The organism is Stenotrophomonas maltophilia (assembly GCF_006974125.1).
Lineage (GTDB): Bacteria > Pseudomonadota > Gammaproteobacteria > Xanthomonadales > Xanthomonadaceae > Stenotrophomonas > Stenotrophomonas maltophilia_O.
On record NZ_CP037858.1, the window covers coordinates 1,542,905 to 1,565,840 of the forward strand.

14 protein-coding genes and 1 pseudogene are annotated in these 22,936 nt (G+C 65.8%); 2 read left to right on the forward strand and 13 right to left on the reverse strand.

Going from position 1 to position 22,936, the window contains the following annotated elements; genetic code table 11:
• Positions 1 to 66: 66 nt before the first annotated feature.
• Genes EZ304_RS07045 through EZ304_RS07065 form a run of 5 tightly spaced genes read right to left on the reverse strand, consistent with a single transcriptional unit; the run spans position 67 to position 5,187 of the window.
• Positions 67 to 2,034: a type IV pilus secretin PilQ gene (locus EZ304_RS07045; protein ID WP_111205121.1), complete on the reverse strand. Its 1,968-nt coding sequence runs from the start codon at positions 2,032 to 2,034 to the stop codon at positions 67 to 69.
• 21 nt (positions 2,035 to 2,055) lie between these two features.
• Entirely contained in the window at positions 2,056 to 2,559 is a 504-nt protein-coding gene (locus tag EZ304_RS07050) for a pilus assembly protein PilP (protein WP_043035665.1), read from the reverse strand.
• Between the two features lie 26 nt (positions 2,560 to 2,585).
• Positions 2,586 to 3,242, reverse strand: a complete 657-nt coding sequence (locus EZ304_RS07055) for a type 4a pilus biogenesis protein PilO (RefSeq protein ID WP_005410857.1) — start codon at positions 3,240 to 3,242, stop codon at positions 2,586 to 2,588.
• A complete protein-coding gene (locus EZ304_RS07060; protein ID WP_142806654.1) occupies positions 3,239 to 4,129 on the reverse strand; it encodes a PilN domain-containing protein in 891 nt (296 codons plus the stop codon). The genes EZ304_RS07055 and EZ304_RS07060 overlap by 4 nt, the downstream gene beginning before the upstream one ends.
• Positions 4,129 to 5,187 carry a pilus assembly protein PilM gene (locus EZ304_RS07065; protein ID WP_099552984.1) on the reverse strand — a complete coding sequence of 353 codons (1,059 nt, stop codon included), beginning with the start codon at positions 5,185 to 5,187 and terminating at the stop codon, positions 4,129 to 4,131. The genes EZ304_RS07060 and EZ304_RS07065 overlap by 1 nt, the downstream gene beginning before the upstream one ends.
• Before the next feature lie 219 nt (positions 5,188 to 5,406).
• On the opposite strand from EZ304_RS07065, the gene EZ304_RS07070 reads away from it, so the two are divergent.
• Together EZ304_RS07070 and EZ304_RS07075 are read left to right on the forward strand one after the other, a co-directional pair.
• Complete coding sequence (locus tag EZ304_RS07070; RefSeq protein WP_142806655.1) at positions 5,407 to 7,830, forward strand: penicillin-binding protein 1A; 2,424 nt, start codon at positions 5,407 to 5,409, stop codon at positions 7,828 to 7,830.
• Between the two features lie 307 nt (positions 7,831 to 8,137).
• Positions 8,138 to 8,782, forward strand: a complete 645-nt coding sequence (locus tag EZ304_RS07075) for a hypothetical protein (protein WP_142806656.1) — start codon at positions 8,138 to 8,140, stop codon at positions 8,780 to 8,782.
• A gap of 14 nt (positions 8,783 to 8,796) precedes the next feature.
• Here the strand turns inward: EZ304_RS07075 and EZ304_RS07080 are convergent, their stop codons facing one another.
• The 8 genes and pseudogenes from EZ304_RS07080 to EZ304_RS07115 all read right to left on the reverse strand — a co-directional run bounded on the left by EZ304_RS07080 (position 8,797) and on the right by EZ304_RS07115 (position 22,894).
• The gene (locus EZ304_RS07080; protein WP_185959221.1) at positions 8,797 to 11,997 is read right to left on the reverse strand and encodes an autotransporter outer membrane beta-barrel domain-containing protein; all 3,201 of its coding nucleotides are present in this window, start codon (positions 11,995 to 11,997) and stop codon (positions 8,797 to 8,799) included.
• Positions 11,998 to 12,194: 197 nt separating this feature from the next.
• Complete coding sequence (locus tag EZ304_RS07085) at positions 12,195 to 12,944, reverse strand: hypothetical protein (protein ID WP_142808077.1); 750 nt, start codon at positions 12,942 to 12,944, stop codon at positions 12,195 to 12,197.
• 69 nt (positions 12,945 to 13,013) lie between these two features.
• Positions 13,014 to 13,799 carry a YadA C-terminal domain-containing protein gene (locus EZ304_RS21090; RefSeq protein ID WP_260678432.1) on the reverse strand — a complete coding sequence of 262 codons (786 nt, stop codon included), beginning with the start codon at positions 13,797 to 13,799 and terminating at the stop codon, positions 13,014 to 13,016.
• Between the two features lie 117 nt (positions 13,800 to 13,916).
• Positions 13,917 to 14,462 (reverse strand): annotated as a pseudogene (locus EZ304_RS21095) (hypothetical protein); the annotation flags it as partial.
• Positions 14,440 to 18,261 (reverse strand): ESPR-type extended signal peptide-containing protein, encoded by a 3,822-nt coding sequence (locus EZ304_RS07100; RefSeq protein ID WP_142806659.1) that lies wholly within the window; start codon positions 18,259 to 18,261, stop codon positions 14,440 to 14,442. The gene EZ304_RS07100 and the pseudogene EZ304_RS21095, both read right to left, overlap by 23 nt.
• Positions 18,262 to 18,327: 66 nt before the next feature.
• Positions 18,328 to 19,026, reverse strand: a complete 699-nt coding sequence (locus EZ304_RS07105; protein ID WP_142806660.1) for a pilus assembly protein — start codon at positions 19,024 to 19,026, stop codon at positions 18,328 to 18,330.
• 14 nt (positions 19,027 to 19,040) lie between these two features.
• Positions 19,041 to 20,174: a CfaE/CblD family pilus tip adhesin gene (locus EZ304_RS07110; RefSeq protein WP_142806661.1), complete on the reverse strand. Its 1,134-nt coding sequence runs from the start codon at positions 20,172 to 20,174 to the stop codon at positions 19,041 to 19,043.
• Positions 20,171 to 22,894 (reverse strand): TcfC E-set like domain-containing protein, encoded by a 2,724-nt coding sequence (locus EZ304_RS07115; protein ID WP_142806662.1) that lies wholly within the window; start codon positions 22,892 to 22,894, stop codon positions 20,171 to 20,173. The genes EZ304_RS07110 and EZ304_RS07115 overlap by 4 nt, the downstream gene beginning before the upstream one ends.
• Positions 22,895 to 22,936 lie beyond the last annotated feature (42 nt).

Here is a 22,936-nt window from a genome sequence, read left to right on the forward strand (position 1 = left end):
GGCGGCCGGCATGAACGAGGAAGGGCCGCACATGGCGGCCCTTCTTCAAGTCCCGGGTGTGCTGGCTCAGTTCTGCTTGGCCACGCGCAGCACCTTCGGGGTGACGAACACCAGCAGCTCGGCCTTGTCCTTGCTGCGGCCACGCTTCTTGAACAGGTTGCCCAGGAACGGTACATCGCCCAGGAACGGAACCTTGCTGATGCTGTTGCGGTCGGTGAACTCGTACACACCACCGATGACCACGGTCTGCCCGTCCTCGACCAGCACTGCGGTGTTCACTTCGCGGCGGTTGATCGACGGCACGGTGCCATAGCCTTCCAGCTGGATCAGCCGGTCCACTTCGTCCTTCTTCACCTGCATGTTGAGGAACACGCGGTTGTCGTTGGTGATGGTCGGGGTGACCTTCAGTTCCAGCACCACTTCCTTGAACTGCACGTTCGGCGTAGCGACACCGCCCGCACCGGCGCTGATGGTCACATAGCCGATTTCCTTACCCTGCTTGATCAGGGCCTCGCGCTGGTTGGTGGTGACCACGCGCGGGTTGGAGATCACTTCACCACGCGACTCCTCCTGCATGGCCGACAGCTCCACGTCCAGCAGGTAGCCGGCATTGAGGATCGACAGCGCCAGCGAGCCCGCCGGGTTGGTGGACGCTGCCGGCATGGCCCAGTTCAGGCCACGGGTGATTGCCGAGCCGACCGGCACCGGCGCCGGGCCCGTACTGCCACCGGCCAGCCAGTCGCGGTAGGCCTTGGCGTTGGCCGCATCGGCTTCGACCTGCGACTTGCGGGTATCGCGATTGGCCTCCAGATTGCCACTGAAGTAGGCGTTGTCGCGGCTGCCACTGATGCCGAACCGCGCACCCAGCTCACGCGCGAACGTATCGGTAGCGATCACGATGCGGCTTTCGATCAGCACCTGGTCGACCGGGCGGTCGATCACGTTGATCAGCTCACGCATGCGCGCGATCTTTTTCGGAATGTCGCTGATCATCAGCGTGTTGGTGCGCTCGTCGGCAACGATGCGGCCACGGCCGGACAGGAAGCCACTCTCCTCCTGCGACGACCCACCACCACCGCCACCTGCACCACCACCGCCACCACCGCCGATGCCCTTGGCTTCGGTCAGGGCTTTGAAGATCTGGGTGGCGCTGTGGTAGTTGATCTGGACGTAATCGGTCACCAGGTCTTCGCGGTTCTCGATGGCGATGCGCGCGTCTTCCTTCTCCTGCTCGAACTTGGCCAGCTCTGCCTGCGGTCCGACCCAGATCACGCTGCCATCGCGTCGCTTGTCCAGGCCCTTGGCACGCAGCACGATGTCCAGTGCCTGGTCCCACGGCACGTTGACCAGGCGCAGGGTCACATTGCCCTGCACCGAGTCGGAGGCCACCACGTTGAGGTTGGACTCTTCGGCGATCAACTGCAGCACGGTGCGCACTGGCACGTCCTGGAAGTTGAAGGTCACCGGCTTGCCGGTGAAGCCACGCTGGCCGACGGCCTTTGCGGCCTGGGTGACGCTGCCGGCGGTCACTGCACCGACGGCGGCCGGAGCCTGCCGCGCGCTGATCTCCACCACGTATTCGTTGCCGCTCTGGTAGGCCAGCGACTCCACCGCACCGCCGGTGCTCAGCACCAGCTGGGTGCCGGCGCCGGACGGCTTGGCGTCGATGCGCTGCACCGGCGTGGCGAAGTCGACGACGTTCAACGGCTTCTGCAGGTTGGCCGGCAGGCGGGCATTGCCCACGTCGACCACCACGCTGTTGCCCTGCGTGCGCAGGTCCGGGATCGCGCCCTGGCCGTCAAACTGCACGATCAGGCGGCCCGCGCCATCATCGCCGCGCTTGAAATCGATCTTGGCCACCGACAGGCCGGCCGGTGCCGCGGCCGGTGCGACGGTGGTGCCCACCGGCTTCTCCGCCGGTGCGGCGGCCAGCGCCGGAGCGCAGGCCAGCATCAGCGCGACTCCCAACGCGCTGACACGGTTCAAGGTAGAGCGCCGGTTGGGACGCAGCCCCTTGGCTTGGTGAAAGGTCATCGTGCTATCCCCAGTAAACGATCATTGATCTTCAAGCGAGAGCGTTGCTGGCCGTTCCAGCCAGCCACCCGCGCCATCCGGCACCAGTTCGATCAGCTCCACACGGTCTTCGAAGACCGCAGTGACCCGCCCGTCGCTCTGCCCCAGGTAACCGCCCGGGCGCACCCGGTAGGTCACCTTGTCCGGCCCCATCACCAGCGCGACGGTGCCGCCGCCGGTGCCGATGGTACCGACCATGTCCAGTGCGTCCAGCGGGAAGCCCTCCAGGGGCTCCTTGCGCCGGTTCGGATCCGGCCGCAGTCCGCCATTCCCCTGCGGATTGGTCCATGCATCGGTGAACGGATCACGCAGGCCCTGCGCGGAGTACTCGAAGGTCTCGAACTGCTGCATCACAGGCAACGGTTCCAGCGGCTGCGCCGGCCGGGCACGTTCACCTTCCACCCACTTCTCGAGATTCGGCGCGTCGCCCGGCGTGCTGGTCACGCCACGGCCGCAGGCAGCCAGCAGCAACACGGCAGCGACCATCCCGCAACGTGCAAAGAAGGAACGGATCACTTGCTGCCCTCCTTGCCGGCTTCAGCCTTCTGCTGTTCCTGCACCTCGGTCTCGTCGAGATACCGGTAGGTCTTGACCGTGCCGGACAACTCCAGCGCACCGGCACGCGAACCACCGCCAGCCTTGTCCGCCGGCTTCAGGTTGATGTCGTGCATGGTCAGGATCACCACGCGCGGCAGCGAGGCCACGCCACTGACGAACGCACCGAACTGGTGGTAGCTGCCCACCATCTTCAGCTTGATCGGCTTCTCGGCGTAGAACTCCTTGACCTGCTCCTGTTCCGGTTCGAACAGCTGGCTGGTCAGGCCGCTGGACAGCGCGGTCTGCGAAATGTCGATGATCAGGTCCGGCATTTCAGTCTTGCTGGGCAGCTGCCGCAGCATCTGCTGCAGGACCTGCTCCATCTGCGCCAGCTGCTGCTTCAGCGGCCCCAGGTTCACCGCGCGTTCCTGCTGCTTGGAGAACTCGGTACGCAGATCGCTTTCCTTCGACTCCAGGCTGGCCAGTTCATCGCGCTTGCCGCTGATCAGCAGCATCCACGCAACGAACATGATGACCAGGGCCAGCAACGAACAGAAGACGATCTTGGCCTTCTGCGGCCAGTTGCCGATGTCGTTGAAATCCAGGTTCTTCAGATCGATTTTCTGGCTCATGCGCGATCCCCCTGCAGCGGGGCGTAAGAGGCCTGCGGCGGCTGCGCCAGGCGGCTGCCCTCAGGCCTGGCGACCGGTGCCGGTGCGGCGGGCTGGTTCGGCTTGGCCGGTGCAGGCGCCGGTGCAGGCGCCGGTGCGGTGGCCGGAGCGCTGGCGGGCGCTGCTGCCGGTTGGGCCGGGGCCGTGGCCGGTGCTGGAGCAGCGGCCGGGGCCGCCGCATCGGGGCCGGCGGCAAGCGGCGCCACGGCGGGCGTCGCAGCCGGCGCGGCCGCCACGCTGCCATCGGCGTTCAAACCGGGGGTACCGGTCTCTTCACTCTGTGCAGGCAGCTTCACCGTGACCTTGAACATGTACGGCAGCGCCTTGATGTCCGAGACCGGACCGGCTGCACTCTTGTCCCCGGCACTGGCCTGGATGATCGACAGCTCCGGGTTGGTCATCCAGCCGGAGGTTTCCAGGTTGCGCATGTAAGCCGACACACGTGCATTGGACTGGGTGCGTCCCTCAAGGGTGAGCATGTCCCCTTCCTGCTGCAGGGCGGTCAGCACCACGCCGTCAGGAATCGTGCGCACCAACGCATCGAACAGGTGGACCATCTGCGAGCGCTTGGCCTGCAGTTCCTCGATCACCTTCTTGCGGGCCAGCAGGCGATCCTTCTGCGCATCGAGGCGATCGATCTCCTTGTTCTGTTCCTTGACCTTCTCGATCTCGGCTTCCAGATAGGCGTTGCGGTCCATCTGGCCACTCACCTGGCGGTCGTAGTAGAACCAGATCATCAGCGACAACAGCAGGCCACCGACAGCGGCCATGCCCAGCATTGCGTAGAACTCGCGCTGGCGTTGCTTGCGCCGCTCGGCGCGCCAGGGCAATAGATTGATGCGTGCCATCAGTCGAAGCTCCTCAGCGCCAGACCGGTGGCGATCATCAGCGCGGGGGCATCCTGGGCCAGCGCATGCGCGTTCACCTTCGGGCCCAGGGTCATCTGTGCCAGCGGATTGGCGACCACGGTCGGCACGCCCAGCTGTTCTTCGACCATCTCCGGCAGGCCACCCAGTACGGCGCAACCGCCGGCCAGCACGATGTGGTCGACGCGATTGAACTCACTGCCCGCATAGAAGAACTGCAGCAGGCGGCTGATCTGCTGGACCGTGGCTTCCTTGAACGGCTCCAGCACTTCCATCTCGTAGCTTTCCGGCAAGCCACCCTGGCGCTTGGCCAGGCCGGCTTCCTCGTAGCTCAGGCCGTAGCGGCGCATGATCTCGTCGGTCAGCTGCTTGCCACCGAACACCTGTTCGCGGCTGTACAGGCTGCGGCCACCGCGCAGGACATTGAGGGTGGTCATGGTGGCGCCGATGTCGACCAGCGCGACCACGCCATCGCTGGACACCGGCAGCTCACTGGCGACCAGGGCGTAGGCGTTCTCGACCGCGAAGGCCTCCACGTCCATCACCTTGGCCTGCAGCCCACCCAGTTCCAGCGCGGACTGGCGCAGTTCCACGTTCTCCGAACGCGACGCGGCCAGCAGCACCTGGACCATCTCCGGGTTGTTCGGGATCGCCCCGATCACCTCGAAGTCCAGGTTCACTTCCTCGATCGGGTACGGAATGTAATTGACCGCTTCCAGCTCGATCTGGGCTTCCATGTCGTTCTCGTCGAGCTCGGCCGGCATCGGGATCACCTTGGTGATCACCGCGGACCCGGCGACGGCGGCAGCGGCCAGCTTGGCCTTGCTGCCTGAACGGTTCATCGCACGGCGGATGGCCTCACCCACGGCCTCCACTTCCACGATGTTCTTCTCTACCACCGCATTCGGCGGAAGAGGTTCCACAGCGTAATGTTCCACACGAAAACGATTGCCGCTGCGGGACAGCTGCAAAAGCTTTACCGCAGTCGAACTGATGTCGACGCCTACAAGCGGCGACTGACTTTTTGGGATGAGCCCCACGGTTTCTCCCCTGCCGACGGGCACTTGGACGCAAGACCTGCGCCCGAGCATTAATAACGTATTCTTAGCAAATGGCAACGGCCCTGCTGTGAAGTTCCTCACGGATTCACGATGCAGCCCCTGACTGTTCCCCTTGCGCTCCCCGGTGCCGACCCCAGCCGCCACCTTGCGTAATCTATACTCTGCGACCACGAAATTCGCAATCGGAATCTGAACCCGATGACTCGACTCCGCCGCTGGCTGCGCTGGATCTTCCTGATTGTCCTGGTCCTGGCGCTGATCGGCGCGGCCGCCGTGGGCGGTCTGTACTACGCTGTGTCCTCCAAGCTTCCCGACGTGCAGACCCTGCGCGACGTGGAAATGCAGGAGCCGATGTACGTCTATGCTGCCGACGGCAAGCTGATGGCGGTGTTCGGCGAGACCCGGCGCACCCCGATCACCATGAAGGATGTGCCCGAGCGCCTGAAGCAGGCGTTCCTGGCCACCGAGGATGCCCGCTTCTACGAGCATGGTGGCGTGGACTACATGGGCATCGGCCGCGCGGTGTGGCTGCTGGCCACCACCAGCGACAAGCGCGTGCCGGGTGGCTCCACCATCACCCAGCAGGTGGCCCGCCAGTTCTTCCTCAGCTCCGAGTACAGCTACACCCGCAAGCTGGCCGAGATCCTGCTGGCCCGCAAGATCGAGTCCGAGCTGAGCAAGGACGAGATCTTCGAGCTGTACCTGAACAAGAGTTTCTTCGGCAACCGCGCCTACGGCGTGGCCGCCGCCGCCGAGTTCTACTACGGCAAGAAGCTGAACGAGCTGGACCTGGACGAGATGGCCTCGCTGGCCGGCATCCCCAAGTTCCCGTCCTCGGGCAACCCGATCTCCAACCCGGAACGTGCCCGCCAGCGCCGCGACAACTATGTGCTGCAGCGCATGGCCGACCTGAAGTTCGTCAGCCAGGCCGAGGCCGATGCGGCCAAGGCCGTGCCGATGCATGCCACCGCGCATGAGCCGCCGGTGCAGGTCGATGCCCCGTACGTGGCCGAGCTGGTGCGCCAGGAAATGATCGCCCGCTTCGGCGGGGATGTGGTCAATAAGGGTTACCACGTCACCACCACGATCGACTCCACCCTGCAGACCGCCGCCAACCAGTCGGTGCGCGACGGCCTGCTGCTGTACGACCACCGCCACGGCTGGCACGGCGTGGAGAAGCAGGTGCAGGTGGGTGCCGGCGAAGACACCGCCGCCCTGGCCGAGCACCTGCGCGGCATGTACGGCCAGGCCGGCCTGCTGCCGGCGATCGTCGCCGGCACCGGCGCCGATGGCAGCGCCACCGTGGTGCTGGCCAACCGCAGCGAGATCGTGCTGCCGGCCGGTGCCGCCAAGTGGACCAACAAGACCCCGGGCAAGCTGGTACAGCGCGGCGACATCGTGCGCGTGCGCGCCGGTGCCAAGGAAGGCGAATGGCTGCTGGACCAGATTCCGCGCGGCCAGTCCGCGCTGGTCTCGCTGGATGCCCACAACGGCGCGCTGAAGGCGCTGGTCGGTGGCTTCAGCTTCTCCGGCAACAAGTTCAACCGCGCCACCCAGGCCCGCCGCCAGCCGGGTTCGAGCTTCAAGCCGTTCGTCTATGCGGCCGCCTTCGACAAGGGCTACAACCCGGCGTCGATCGTGCTCGACGCCCCGGTCGTGTTCCGCGACCGCCGCGGCAAGACCTGGGCCCCGCAGAACGACGGCGGTGGCTTCCGCGGCCCGATGCGCCTGCGCGAAGCGCTGGTGCAGTCGCGCAACCTGGTCTCGGTGCGCCTGCTTGATGGCATGGGTGTGGACTATGCGCGCAAGTACATCAGCGAGTTTGGCTTCGCCGAATCGGAACTGCCGCCCAACCTGTCGATGTCGCTGGGTACCGCTTCGCTCACCCCGCTGTCGGTGGCCCGTGGCTACGCCGTGTTCGCCAATGGCGGCTCGCGCGTGGATACCTGGCTGATCGACCAGGTCAATGACCGCGACGGCAACCTGGTGTTCAAGGAGAACCCGGCGCTGGCCTGCCGCGACTGCGCCGGCAGCAGCGACCAGCCTGTCAACCAGGTGGTGGACGGTTTCAACTTCGGCGCTCCGGCCCCGAAGGTGGACCCGGCTGCTGCGGCCAAGGCCGAAGCCAGGACCGAAACCCCGGCCGCGCCGGTCAATCCCGATGCCCGCACCGCCCCGCGCGCGATCGACGCCCGCACCGCCTACCAGCTGGTGTCGATGATGCGCGACGTGGTCCAGCGCGGTACCGGTGCCCAGGCCAAGGTGCTCGGCCGCGAGGACGTGGGCGGCAAGACCGGCTCCACCAACGACCACCGCGACGCCTGGTTCTCCGGCTTCGGCGGCCCGTACGTGACCACCGTGTGGGTGGGCCGCGACGACTTCCGCTCGCTGGGTTACCGCGAATACGGTGGCAAGGCCGCCCTGCCGATCTGGATCGACTACATGCGTACCGCGCTGAAGGACACCCCGATCGCGCAGAACGACCCGCCCAGCGGCATGGTCCAGGCCACCCTCAACGGCGCGACCGAGTGGGTGAAGGTGGAAGACATGGACCGCCTGACCGACTACGACCTGAACCTCAATACGCCGCAGGCCGACGCCGCCGCGTTCGATATCTTCTGAGGAAGGATCAGGTGGGTGCCAACTGTGGGTTGGCACCGCCGCGGCTCTGGTAGCGGCCAACCTTGGTTGGCGCCGCCTTTGTAGAGCCGAGCCATGCTCGGCTCCGGGCGCCCTCGGTAGAGCAGCCGAGCATGGGCTCGGCTCTACAGGATCAACGGCACCCTTTTGCCGTGGTAGCGGCCAACCTTGGTTGGCGCTCTGTGCCGACCAAGGTCGGCACCTACCAGAGCAGCAACATCCGAAATACCCACGCAGATGTCACATCCGTGCGCTAGTCTGTAGCCAGGTCGCAACAGGGAGTCATCGCATGCATCGCGCCCGTCAGCATGCTGCCAGCCAGACCCGCGAGCGGCGCCACCGCCTCGCCCACGAAGCCGCCCGCCTGATGGCCGAAGGCGGCATCCGCGACTACCACCAGGCCAAGTTGAAGGCCGCCAGCCGGCTCGGCATCCACGACGATGCCTCCCTGCCCCGCAATACCGAGATCGAAGACGCCCTGCGCGAGTACCAGCGGCTGTTCTCCGGGCCCCAGCACGACAACGAACTGCAGCGCCGCCGCGAGGCCGCAATGCGTGCGCTGGAGTTCCTGCACGGCTTCTCCCCGCGCCTGGCCGGCCCGGTGCTGGAGGGCACCGCCGATGCCAACAGCCCCGTGCAGCTGCACCTGCACAGCGACGACCCGGAAGCCGTACACCGCTTCCTGGAAGACCACCGCATTCCGGCCGAGTCGCGCACGCGACGCCTGCGCCTGGACCGCGAGCGCATCCTGGACGTACCGGTCTGGGTATTCAGTGCCGAGGAACTGACCTTCGACCTGGCTGTGCTGCCCTACGACGCGTTGCGACAGGCGCCGCTGTCGCCGGTGGATGAAAAGCCGATGCGGCGCGCCTCGATCAGCCAGTTGCGGCAACTGCTGGCCGAGGCCGAGATCACCGCCTACATCGGCGGCTGACCCCTGGTGCACGATTACCAGTCATAGGCGACGCGAAGCTGTGCATTGGCTTCCCTGTAGCCCTGGTCGCCCCGCATCAGGCCGAAGCCGCCCCAGGCGTTCAGTCCGGAGCGGAAGGCAATGCGCGCGCCGGCGCTGACTTCATAGCGATCGCGCGCAACGCCTGCGCCCATCGCTTCGCCATCGAACGCAACCTGCGGTGCGGTGCCCTGGCGGTACCAGTTGGCCGCCAGGTACGGGTTGACGGTTGCACCCGACTCCATGCGCGACTCGGCCTGCAGGCGCAGCCCCAATCGACCAGACAGCCGGTTGGACTGCAGCAGGCGCACTTCGGTACCGGTGTGCTCCACATGCGTGCCCATCTGCGAACGGCTGTGGACCAACTGCAGTTCGGGCTGCAGGCTTACTGCGGTGGAACCCACGCGGCCCACACCGAAGCGGTAGCCCGCTTCCAGCGAGGACTGCCACAGATGGCTGCGATAGCGCTCACGCGCCAGTGCATCGCCACCGACACCGTTGCGGAACCGACCGCGCTGTGTCCACGCATCCACATAGGCCGCCTCGGATGCCCAGTTCGCGTAGATACCCACGGCGGCGCCCTGCACGTCGCCCTGCGCCTGGTAATCGGTCAACACCGACCGCGCCTGGGTTCTGGCACGTGCAGCAGTCAGCATCACGCCCAAACGGGTGCGCGCTGCATCGAATACACCCACGTCGGCGCCCAGCTGCAGCACGGAATGCTGCGACCGCAGGGACAACTGGTTGTCCACGCCAGGCAGCCGCACCTGCGCGGCCTGCGTGCGGATCCAGCCCTGCACACCGTCGCCTGTACGAACGCCTCGGTCCTGTGCGCCGTGCTGCAACAGCCGGTCCATGGCGAAGCGGTTGGCCAGATAGGTACCCGCCTCCGGACGCAGGATGCGTGGCTGCAACCCAGCGCACCCATCGCCTTCAATCACCTCGCAGGGATCAGGCGTTACACCCGGGCCGTCTTCGCACGACGACCCATCCAGGCCTTCACTGCAGAGTTCCGGCGGCGGCTTCACCGAGCAGCCTGTACCCTGCGGATCGCTCTCGCAGGGGTCGGGCACGGTGGCCAGCGCCGAACGCAGGTACCAGCCACCGTCGGCAGGGTCGGCAATGCCGCCTTTGTGCAGGAAATACTCGTAGCGGCCCGCAACGGCACGCCCGGACAGCGAATAGTGCGCGTCCGAGCTGCCTTCCACCTGGATCAGCTGGATACCGTTCTGCGTCTGTGCGCCCAGCCCGCCCACGTTGTTGACCTGGACCGCCGCATCGCCGCGGGTGCTGCCCAGCACGTGCAGGAAGTCGGTCGCGGACGCGTCGCCGCCCAGCGCCGCATTGAACACCAGCAGACTGCCATGCGTATCCAGGTCACCGCCCACGACAAGCCGGTGGAAGCGACCGGCATACCCCTGGGAGAGCTGCACCGCACTGCGATCAAGCGACAGCGATCCGACCCGCGAATCACCGGTCAGCGTCCATTGGCTCTGCCCGGACAACCTCGCCTGCCCAAGCACGGTACTGCTTCCCTGCCACCGTGATCGACCGGCAAGATCCAGCCGCAGGTCCACGGCGACCGGAATGCCTGCAGCAAGGTCTTCCGGGGTGATGACGATGTCACCCACCGCGTCCACATCGCCACTGAATTCGAACGTAAACGGTGCAGCGAATGCGGCGTCGACCTGCGCCAGCACACCATTGCCGCCGGCCAGTCGTGCGCCGTTGCGCGCGGTGAACTGGCGGGCGCTGCGCACCCACAGCGCACCATGGCGCTCGGCCAGCAACGACCCACCGTCAATGTCCAGTACGCCGTTGTCATTGATCACCGCCGCCCAGGCACCACGGCCGGTCGTGGTCACATCGGTGCCAGACAGGGACATGCGGCCGGCACCGCCGGTCAGCACGCCATAGCTTTTTTCGCCGGACGTGACGATGGAGCCACCAGACAACGCCACCTGGCCACCCAGCCGCGCCACCGCACCGATGCCGCCTGCGCCACGGGTCTGGATGGCGACCCCATCGGCCTGGATGGACGGCTGGCCACGGCCTGTATCCATCGATGCGTACAGGCCGTGCGAGGACTGCCCAAGCGTAGTCAATCGCACATCGAACAGGCGGGCGTTGCCTGCACGGTTGTCCAGTGCCACCGCGCGGTCAGCGGACGTGCCGATACTGCCACCGTACATCGCGAAGTTGGCCGCACCGCCCAGGTGAACCGCCGCAGCAATGCCACCATGGGTGTAGATGTCCACGCCATCCAATCTCGCGTCATCGCCGTCCGTGGCAGAAACTGCATGGAAACCGGTCTCGATACGCAGGTTCTCGAGTTCGGCAACGCTGTCGCCCCGCAGCGCGATGCCGCTACTGCGTTCCGAAGATGCGATCAGTTCCCCCCCGCGCCAGTGCAGCGTGCCGCCATCGACTTCGGCCATCGGCACGACACCGATCGGATCACCAACTGCGTCGATATGGGTATCAACCAGCACCGCGGTGCCACCGCGTTCCACCAGCAGGCCTTTCGCAGAGGGTCCGGCAATGAGCGAGCTGCCCTGCAGACGCAGGCTGCCGCCACCGGCCACGGCCGCTGCGGCACTGCCCCAACCGTTGGCGCGCAGCACCGATCGGGTCACCTCAGCAGTGGCGCGCTGCCCGATACGCAGGGCCTCGGAACCGGCGCCGGCCACGGTGAGCTCACTGTCGTCCACCTGCACCCGTGCACCGCCGGCAGCGATCACCGCCATGGCCGAATTGCCCGTGGTGCTGAGGTGCGCACCCTGCATCAGCAGCGATCCGCCATCGACCCGGGCAGCGGCACTGCCAAGGCCGAGAGTGGACACCCGCACACCGGTTCCATCGGCGGCGCGCAGCAGCTCCACCCGCCCGCCCGACGCCACCGAAATGGCGTCGGACACGCGCCCGTGCTGCGTGCTGACTGCTCCGCCGTGCAGCCGGATCAGGCCATCGGATTCAGCGCGCAGGGCTGCGGCGCCCTGCCCGCGGGTAATGACCGACACTGGCGCGGCCGCGTCGATGCGACCGCCGTTGAGTGCGAACAGCGCATGACCCGCCGCCCCTGCCTCACTCGTCTCGTAGCTGCCTGCAGCGTCGTGCGCGCTGCCATCGGCAATCAACTGCGGCAGCGGCGTGCTGGCAAAGGCGGGAGCAGGCAGCACACAGGCGAAGATCGCCATGGCCAGCAGATTGCGGGGAAGAGGCCGTGAAGCTGAATGGCGGGCAGGGACATGCATGGCGGGGAGCCCGGTTGAAAAAAGGAGGGTGCGCAGTGTCCGTACAGGGCGGGGCCAATGCCATGCAACAAGTTGCAGATTCGCCCTTCCCTCATCACTTCCAGGGGGACCCGCCGCCCACCCTCCCGATGGCCAATGCCCTACAGCGGCATTCCGCTGCCGGTTGTGGGCCCGGAGCCCAACAGCCACTCCGGCAACCAGGGGGCGGGCGCACGCCTGGGATACTCCGCCATCATCCGCGCGTGCATGGTCCGAAGATCGTTCAACAACCATGCCTGGTGGTAGATGTCGCTGAACGAATCCGACCAGCCGCTCTTCACCCGCTGGCGTTCGACGCCTTCGAGACTGGGTACCCGATCAGGTGGGCCATCCAGGATGGGCTGCAGCGCCCGGTTGACGCCCCTGTTTTCCGCTGCGGCCTCGCGCAGCAGGCTGATGTGCGCCTGCACCCGCGCGCATTGATACGGCACACAGCCATTGGTCGCCTCGATGTAATCGGCGATGTCCGCCAGCAGCGTGGCCTTCAACCGCCATGCAACCTCGCCATCCAGTACCTGCCGCACCCGCATCGTGCGCAGTGTACTGGCGCGGATGTCCTCCCCGGAGGTGAAGTCCTGGCCCGGCGGGCTGCCGGCGCGGCGCACCATCGCGATGCGGAGGATCGCCTCATTGGTGATGCCTTCCACCCGCAAGGCTGCCGCCTGCGGATGCAGCCGCGGGGGTGGCACCGTACTGAACTTCCAGTAGTACCAGAGCACGAACACCACAACCGCAAAGCACAGCACGTTGGACAACAGCAAGACATCCACGCGCCGGGTGTAGTAGTAATACCGCGCACGCCACAGATAGAACGTGCGGTAGCTGATGAATCGACTTGCCCATCGGTACATTGCCATCTCCTCGGCAAGGGCCCCGGCGCGGCGGGGGTCTTTACGCGCACCACGCCGGGGCTGCACTGCTTACCAGCCGATACCCACACCGACGCCGACGGTGCGTTCGCCACTGTTGGTGAACGCGCCGTTGAGGCTGAAGGTGGCCGAGCCCTTGTCATTGAGCACACGCTGGTAGCCGACCGCCATGGCCGATTCACCCTCGCTGTAGCCCACGCCCGCGCCCAGGCGGTTGTAGGTGTTCAGGCCCGCGGTGTTCATCGCCATTGCGCTCTGCGCGCTGCCCATCGCCGCCATCCGGTTGAAGCGCTTGTCCATCTTGTCCAGGCGGCGTTCGACGCTGCTGATGGCGCCATCGGTGTACTCGTTGGCACGCGCCAGCATCTTCTCCAGCTCGGCGGTATCAACCTGCGCCTTCGGTGCCGGCTCGTCCTTCTTCTTCGGGGAACCCGCCGGCTGGCCGCCACCCTCGTTGGAGGCAACCTTCGGTGCACCACCGGCTTCGGCCACCGGCGATTCCTCGGTGGCAGGCGGCAGGGTCACCGGCACTTCGGTCGATGCCAGGCGCTGCGAACGCCCCTGCGGCTGCCCATCCAGACGGCTTTCCAGCCCATCCACGCGGCCGTTGAGCTGCTGCTGCATGGCATGCAGCTGGCCACCATTGACCGCATCACGGCTGCCCGCCGCGATCAGGCCGTTGGCCACGTTGGAAATGACCATGCCCTGTGCACCGGCCAGCGTCAGCTGACCGATGCCGTCGGTGCGGCTGGTGGGCGTGTCCTGGAACACCGAGCGCAACTGGCCTTCCACGCGATCCATGCGCGAACCGGTGGACGTGACGGCGCCGTCGAGCATACTCAGAGCATCGCCTACATTCGTATGAGCGCCGCCTTGGACCTTAAAGGAGGGGGAGACAACATTCCCTTGCTTGTCCAGCGTAGCGCCACCACCAAACAATGCCAGAGAATCGCGCAACTGACCTGCTGTAGCCGCGTCATAAGAAGCTACGCCACTTGCAACGTTCGTCAACCTGCGCAAATTGGTACGGCTACCAATCGAAAACTCATTGGAGCGCAGCGCTTCAGAACCTGCACCAATAGCTACGGAGTTCTCCGCACCAGCGAAGACCCAAGCTCGATCCCCTATTGCCATGCTTCGGGAACCGTCCGCCCTTGCCCTTGAGCCGATTGCTACCCCGCCTTCATTTCCGCCTGCCACCGATGAAGACTGACCGAGAGCCACTGAATTTTCTGCATAAGCCTGAGCAAAGTGTCCAACGGCCGTGCCACCTGCACCATTCACGCTCGCTGAGGCGTACTCGCCAACTGCTACCGCGCGATCACCGATCTTCGCATGAGAATTGCTTTCATACTTGGAGCTAACGGCGACTCCCCCTGAAGACTTTTCAAGATCGGATACGCGCTCATTGGTTGCAAAGAGCTGTGAACCAGTTACAGCATCCGAGCTTGTACTGGAAACCTGCCCTTGCGCAACATCAGTCAATCGAGCCCCCCCCAAAACTGATATCAGTCAGAGCCGAGCTCTCAGACACCAGAGCGGCCAGTACTGATGCGTTTGCCTTGCCCTGGAGTTCCTCAAGGCCGTTTCGGTTACGTGCGATATCCTGCTTCGCCGCATACAGCTGGCTGCCGGTAACTGCATCCCGGCTGCCCGGAGCCAATCGACCATCAGCCAGGTTGGTCAGGACCATACCGTGTGCGCCAGCAAGGGTCAGCTGACCAACGCCACCCGTACGTGCAGATGCCGTGTCGTCGAACATCGAACGAAGCTGGTTCTCGATCACGCCCACTCGGGTACCGGTCTTGGTGGTGGTGCCATCCAGTACATTCAGCGCATCCGCAACCGTGCGCTGGGTGCCGCCCTGCATGGTGTAGGTCGGAGCGATCACGTTGCCGTTCGCGTCCATGCCTGCACCACCGCCAAGGGTAGCCAGGGATTCGTTGAGCTGTGCAATGGTGGTTGCATCATGAACTCCAGTTCCTCGGCCAACATTGACCAAGCGACGCTTCATTGATCCGTCACCAAAGGAAACCGTATTCGACTCAGCTGCAACTGAGTATGCGCCTATAGCCACTGCATTGAGCGCGCCAACTTCAATACTTGAAGATGCACCAATCGCAACACCAAATTCCTCCTCAACGAATGATCCTGCACCAAGTGCAAAACCACTATCCGCCAATGTGCTCACGTACGCTGCCCGCCCCAGTGCAACAGAGTTTCTACCCAGGGCGTTTGTGAAACTTCCGACGGCAGTCCCGCCCTCCCCGCTCGGCGTCGCATTTGCAGAGTTGCCGAAGGCGACACTGAAGTCGCCTGCACGTGCTGACTGCGTGGCCTGCTCAGTACCCACTGCAACCATTCTCACCGTATCTTCAATCTTCTCCACGCGACTATTCGTCGAGAAAATCTGCCCACCATTGACAGCATCCGTACTAGCCGAAGAACTGATATCCCCATCAGCAATCCCCGTCACCCGCGCACCGCCCATCTCCACCAGACTGCGGTCGTCGCTGAACTTCACCACGCCGTCCAGATCCGGATTGAAGGCTTCAAACTCTTCGCGAAGGCGGTCCAGGCCATCACGGTTGTCATCAATGCGACCCGCATGTGCAGTGAGCTGCGTGGCATGTGACGAGAGCGCCAGACCCTGCGCCTTCGCTGTCTCGTTGGTGGCAAACAGCTGCTGACCGCTCACGGCATCGGAGCTGGTGGCGCTGAGGACGCCATCGGTGACATTGCTGATACGGCGCTTCGCACCGGCCTTGTTGGCAACATCCAGCACGGTGCCGCTGTTCTCGGCACCCAGTCGTACGTTTCCGGTGGCAGACACCTGCCCCACCAGCCCACCCAGGGTGGTGGCCTGTGCCAGTGCGTTGTCAGCAGCAGTCCTGGCAGCACCCGCAGTGGTCTGCGCCGTGTTGGCGGTGTTCTGTGCGGCGGTAACGTTGCTGTTGGTGGTGTTGAGCTGCCGGCCGGTCACGGCCTCGGTGCTGGTGCCGTTCAGGGCCGCATCGGCAACGCCGCTGATCTTCCTGTTCGCATTGGCCTTGTTTCGCACGTCCAACACGCTACCGGTATTTTCGGCACCCAGCCGCACGTTACCGGTCGCGGACACCTGCCCCACCAGCCCACCCAGGGCATTCGCCTGCGCCAGGGCATAATCCGCGGCGGTCTTCGCGGCACCGGCCGTGGTCTGCGCCGCGTTGGCGGTGTTCTGCGCCGTGGTGACGTTGTTGTTGGTGGTAGTGAGCTGGCGGCCCGTCACAGCCTCGGTACTCGTTGTACTCAGCACTGCATCGGCAACGCCACTGATCTTGCGGTTGGCATTGGCCTTGTTGCGCACGTCCAGCACGGTGCCGGTGTTTTCGGCACCCAGCCGCACATTGCCGGTAGCCGATACCTGCCCCACCAGGCCGCCCAGCGTGGTTGCCTGCGCCAGAGCGTTATCAGCAGTGGTCTTCGCGTTACCGGCGGTGGTCTGTGCCGCGTTGGCGGTGTTCTGTGCGGTGGTGACGTTGCTGTTGGTGGTGTTGAGCTGGCGGCCGGTCACAGCCTCGGAACTGCTATCGCCCAACGTAGCGTCCGCCACATTGACGATCTTGCGCTTGAGCGTAGCGTTGCCGACCGAAATCTGGTTGTTTCCCGCAGTCTGGGCGCCATTGCCCAACGCCACCGAACCCGCGTGGGAAGCTACGGCACGGTCACCCAGTGCTGTCGCGCCGGCCGCGGACGCATTGGCCAGATTGCCGAGCGATGCCGCCTGGGCGCCGGCGGCGATGCTGCCACGCCCTACCGCGACCGCCTGCGCACCCGTGGCATTGCTCTGGAAGCCAAGAGACGCTGCGTACTGCCCCTGGGCAGATGCCTGGTGACCGACTGCCACGCTTCGATCTGCAGCGGCATTGGCCTGCAGCCCCACGGCGACCGCACCATTGCCGCTACGCGTACGGGCGCCGATGGAAACACCGCCATTGGCGCCAGCCACCTTGGCGCCCTCCTGGTCGACACCGGCCAGAGCGTCGAAGCCAAGGGCGACACCCTGGCCGTTGTATGCCTTGGCGTTGTGGCCCACTGCGGTACTGATGCCATAGCTGTTGGTTTCAGCCGAGGCGCCCTCCCCCAGCGAAAGCGCCCGCGCGCGGACGGTCGCATTGACCGCATCCGCGGTGGACTTGGCCGCGGTCGCTGCCGTCTGCGCGGCAGTAGCAGTCGCGCTGGCAGCGTTCGCCGTCTGCTGGGTCGCATGCAGCTGCTGGCCGGTCACTGCATCGGTACTGGTGGCGCTGACCACGCCATTGGCGATGTTCTGCACCACGCGCTTGGTGCCGTTCTTGTTGGCCACGTTGATGACCGTTCCGGTGTTGTCACTACCCAGGCGGATGGCACTGCTGGCCGAGGTCTGTGTCACCAGACGGGTGTTGGCCAGCGCCTGGTCGGCGGTGGTCCTGGCGGCGTTGGCGGTGGTACGCACCACGCCCAGATCGGCGTTGGTCTTGTGCAGCTGCTTGCCGGTGACCGCATCGGTACTGGTATCGGACAAGCGCGCATCGGCGACGTTGACGATGCGGCGTTGGGTGGATGCGCTGCCAACGGAGACGCTGTTTCCTTCGTTGGCGACTGAGCCACGGCCCAGCGCCACGGCGCCGCTTGCGCTGGCAGTCGCATGGTGACCCAACGCGACACCGTCGTGCGTTGCGTCGGCACTCGCCCCCAGTGCGATCGCACCACTCCATCCTGCCGTACCGGCACGCGCGTTGCCGCCGATGGCGATGCCACCCAGACCTGCGCCCGTGGCAACGTTCGCACCGCTACCGACGACGACGGCATTCCGCCCCGATCCTGATGCATCGTTGCCGATCACGATGGCCCCGATACCGTCTGCCATCGCCCAGGACCCCAAAGCGGTACTGTAGCCCTGGTAGGCCCTTGCGTAGTAACCCAGTGCCGTCGCGCGGTCACCCAGAACCTTGCTGCGATGGCCGAATCCAGTTGAGAAGCGACCGTCGATTTCAGTTCCATTACCTGTGATCATCGAGTTGCGGGTATTGCTTCCAACCAGAGTGTAGATGCGACTGTCGTCGTGCCCATAGGAGGGCGTACAGGTGTAGTAATCCGCTATCAGGGGTGAGCAGCTCTCATTGAAGACGGCCGCACCGACCGGCGACGACGCACAGAGAACGGCCGCCATCAGGCAGAGTTGCGCTCCATTGCGCTTGCCTTTGGTGGCACTCAGCTCACTCGCAACTACCCAGCACTGACGGGCAGTCGACCACAATCTACGATAGATCTTGTTCATGGAAACTCCTTAACAGGACAAACGAAGGGAACGCCGTGGCGCTGCAGCCACGGCGGGTGTCGGAGATCAGGGGGCGAAGGTCTGCAGGTGTTCGCGATAGCCATCGCGGGTGAGGCGATAGCGCAGTTGCAGGGTGCTTCCCGCAACGGGAACGAACGGCAGGTCCAATGCGCTGCCGGGGTACAGGCTTCGCGACACGTCATGCGCAGTGCAGCGGCTGCCCTGGCATTCGGCGATGCTGGTGATGCCCAGGCGCAGGGTTCCGGTGTTGCGCAGCTGGTTGCCGTCCAGGCGGAAGCCGACGGTGCCGTCATCCGGCAGCACGTTCACCAGCGCGCCCCACACCAGGCTGACGCCGACGTTGGCCTGCGCGCCCTGCCCGCTGGGTTCGAGTGGTGTTTCGTCCGGGCCGCGCACGCCCTCGAAGTAGACGCGGTAGGCGGTTTCCTGGGTGACCGGTTGCAGCGGAATGACGCGGATCAGGCGATTGCCGCCCCCGGCCAAAGCAAACTTGCCCGGGGTGATGGCGATGGCCGCCTCGGCCGGCTCGATCTCCACCTCGTTCTCGTCGGCCTGCGCGGCGTTGTCGATGCGGCGGATTGATGCCTGCACGTACTGCGGCTGGGTGGACTGCGAATAGACACGGATGTTGGTGCCCTTCTTCACGTCCACCGATGCACGCATGGGGTGCACGGTGAGGTTGGCATGGGCGGGAACGGCCGCCGCAAGGGCGATCGACAGTAGTCCGAACGTGATCGGTTTCATCAGGGTCTCCAGGATCAGGGACGCGTAGTGGGCAGGCGCAGCTCGACCTTCAACTGGCCCTCGTAGCCACCGGCGCGCTGTTCGGTGATCGGCACGCGTGGTGTGGTCAGCAGCAAGGGGGTGGGGACGCAGAACACCGGCTGGGTCATGCCTGGCAGCAGCACCAGCCGCAGCTTTGCGGTGTCGATGCCGCGCAGTTGTTCTTCCACGCCGTTGGCCATGCGGCGACGCACGCCGGCATGTTCCAGTTCGATCATGTAGTCCAGCCGCTGGTCATCACTGCTGCCGCCATCGTCATGCCACAGCGAGTACCCCAGTGGCCCGGGGGAGCGCCCGCTGGTGTCGGTGACAGTCAGGCCCAGGTACTCACTCTGTGAGCCGAGGCCGTCGTAGAGGCACATCTCCAACGGCTTGCGCCCGCCCACGGTCTGGGCGAGTGGGTCGTAGCTGAGATTCAGATCGACGTTGGGCGTGGTCTGCGGGAACTCCGGGAAGTAGATGGAGACCGCGTCGTAGTCGGTGATAGTGAAGTCGATTTTGAACGTATAGCTGGCGAGCGCAAGGCCATCAATTTCGCCCACCAGATTTAGCACCAGCTCACCCACCCATCGACCTGCAACAAGCCGGGCGACCTCTGAAGCCGGGATCACCAGCTCGGCACCGATTCCAGCAGGTGAGTCGGGACCGCAACGATCCAAGCGTGCTGACCAGATCGGCCTATTCACGGCATACCAGTAGTCCGCACCGCAGGCCTGACCTGTCATGGGCCGCTGCAATCTTCCACGCGCCGCCAGATCCGTGACCATCCCTGAACGCTTCTCGTTGAATCGAACTACGACATCCCCATACCCAGACATCGCAGCATCGTTTCCGCGCATGGGACAGCGTCCTTTACTGGAGTCAGCGTCGGAATCACACACCAAGTGCGCGGTCGCGTACGCTCCTTCCGCTGATGTGGACTCGTAAGCCAACACCGTCCGCGGCGCCCACAACTCGATATCTCCCGGCATCGCCGAACGGTCCCAGCTCATCACGATGTCCTGCCGTGCGCTCGACGGATGCGTCTCCGGCGGCCGTTGCGCCCACGCGCCCGGCACCAGCAGCACGCCGGCCAGCACCACCCACACCCACACAACACCCCGCCTCATGGCGTTCCTCCTGCAGCAGCGGTCTGGGGCGTCGCGGCAATCAGCGCCTGTTCCTGCAGCAGGCGGGTCACCCGTGCCTGCTGGCGGATCTCTGCTGGCAGCTGGGCCACGGCAAGCGGCTCGCACTGCACGGTGCCGACCAGCAGCACCACGCTGCGCCGCTCGCGCACCTGCAGCGGGCAGTGCAGCAGGCGGTCGTCCTGCAGCAGGTAGAGCGTGCGTTCGCGACGCGGAAAATCGGCGACGAAGCCGCCGTTGCTACCGGTGCCCGGCACCGGTGCGTTGAGGATGCGGGCGCCGCCCAGCGGCAGCCCGGCAATGTCCTGTGCGTTGCCGATGAAGGTGTAGGTCACCTCGATCGGAATCGGCATGCGCAGCAGCTTGCCCGGCGGCAGGAACAGCGGGCGCGAACCGCCCACGCCGGTCACCCGGATCGCAGCAATGCTGTCCATGGTGCTGGCGTCCTGCACTTCGGCGCGGTGCGACTGGTAGGCCGACAGCGGCAGCAGGCGGCGCTCGCCCAGGGCCAGCTTCTGCCGGCGCAGGCCGCCAACCTGCAGTTCGGCGGCCACCCCACTCAGGTCCAGATCGTCGGTGTCATCCACCTGCACGGCCAGCCCGGATTCAGCCCCCAGGCCGCCGCCCCAGTAGAGGCCTCGGGCGCCCAGCGCCAGGCCCGAACTGTGCGTGGCGCTGTAGGCCATTTCGTTGCGGCCACGCTGCTGGTACCCCACCACGGTGGCACCGGTGTGGCCGATGGCGTTCTGCAGCTGCGCCGCGAGGCTGGCGCTGTAGCGGTCGCTGTTGTTGCCGCGCAGTTCGGCAGAGATTTCGCGGTACTGGTTGTCGTATTCCTGGCGCAGGCTCTGGCTGACGCCGTAGTTGATATCCGGCCGTGCGTGTTCAGGCTGGCGGAGGTCGGCGCTGTAGCGCCGCTGCGACGAACCGCGCTCGCTGCGCTGCAGGCGGGTCAGGCTCAGGTTGAGATACACACCGCGGTCGCGCCCGCTGCGCAGGCTGCCATCGGTATCCTGCTGCCACAGGCCCACGCGCGCGGCCACGCTGAATTCGTTCCAGCGCTGGGTGCGGCCGTAGCTGGCCTGCCAGGTGCGGCTGAGCTGCGGCTGCCGGGTCGGCGCCGGCAGCAGCGGTGGCAGCAGCGGATCCAGCCCGGCCAGTGGATCATCCACGGCGCCAGGCAGGTCCAGCCCCGGCCGCCAGGTCTGCCGGCGGGTATAGCCAACGTAGGCGCTGCCACCGGCCAGCGGCAGCGCTACCGACGCGCTGAGCGAATCGGCGCAGCCCAGCCGGTCACGCGCGTCGTCTTCGAAGTTGCAGGCGTTGCCGCGCAGGCGCTGGTGGTAGACGTTCCAGGACGCGCCACGCCGGTACGACAGCTGGTGCTGCTGCCCGTTGCTGCCATCGCTGCCCTGCATGCCACTGAAGCTGGCGCGGACCTCCTGCGTGGCGAACACGCGGCGCAGGTCCACGCGCAGTTCGCCATAGCTGTAGCCACCGATGTCGGCCACGCCGGCGGTGGCCGCAACGTTGCGGCCCAGAGGAATGCGCAGGCCGGCCATCGCCGCCAGTTCATCGTTGTGGCGTGCTGACCGGCGCTCCTGCCGGCGCCCGCCCTGCAGGAACCACTGCACGCTGCTGTCGGTCCAGTCGCCGCCCTTGTCGAACGGTGCTTCCTCGCTGCGCACCAGCACGCCGTCTTCATGGATACGCAGGCTGACGGTGTAGCTGCCGAACGGGAAGCGGCGGGTATCGAGCTGGTTGATGCCGGCCTGCAGGTAGTAGGTCTGCAGCAGACGGTTGCCGTCGAAGGCATCCACGCGCGCATCGCGTGCCAGCAGCACGGTGAGCGGGGTGGCCTGCACGGCGGCATCGGCATCCACATAGGCCTGGGTGGTGCCCAGGCGCAGGCCCTGGAAGCGGTCCAGCGGCAGCATGCCAAAGCTGAAGGTGCCGCCCAGCGGGCTGGAAAGATTGCGGCGGTCCATGCGGCCCAGCTGCAGGTAGTGCTGCGGGCCCAGGTCGTGCCGGTAATAGGCGTTGTCGAGCTGGAAGTCATCGCGCATGCGCTGGTTGCGATAGCGCTGCTGGCTGTAGTTCCACTCTGCCGCCAGGTGGCCACGCTCGAACATGCCCAGCATGCCCATGCCCTGCGCCGACAGCGCCTGCATGCCGCGACCACCGCTGAGGTTGATGGACTGCTGGTGCAGGAAGGCGTTTTCGGCATTGGCGCTGACGCTGTGGAAGCGGGATGCGGCCGGCTCACCGTTGATCCACTGGCGCGCGACGAACAGCCGCACCGTGCCCTCGCCTTCGTCATACAGGGCCCGCACGGCGGCAGGATCCTGCGGCGGCTCCAGATAGCCGCAGCCCGCGCTGCCCGCGCCGAAACGGCAGGCCAGATGGCTGTTGCGGGGGAGTGGCTGCGAGGCTGCTGCCAGCAGCGCCTGCTGCGCTTCTGCGGACAGCTGCAGAGCGGCCAGCACCGCGGTGGGGTCTTCCAGCTGCACGTGTTCCAAAGTGACGCGCACCGGCATGAGCCCGGTCGAACGACCGAACAGGCTGATGTCGAGTTGTTCGGTCTGACCTTCGACCAGATCCTCGAAACCGGGTGGCACGCCACGCGCCATCACCCACGGTGTGGGCAATGACAAGGCGAGCGCGATCGCCAGCCGGGTGACGGCGGGTGCAGGTGTTTTCATGGGGATGCTGCCGGAAGCGGCCGGCCCGGTGATCGGGCCGGC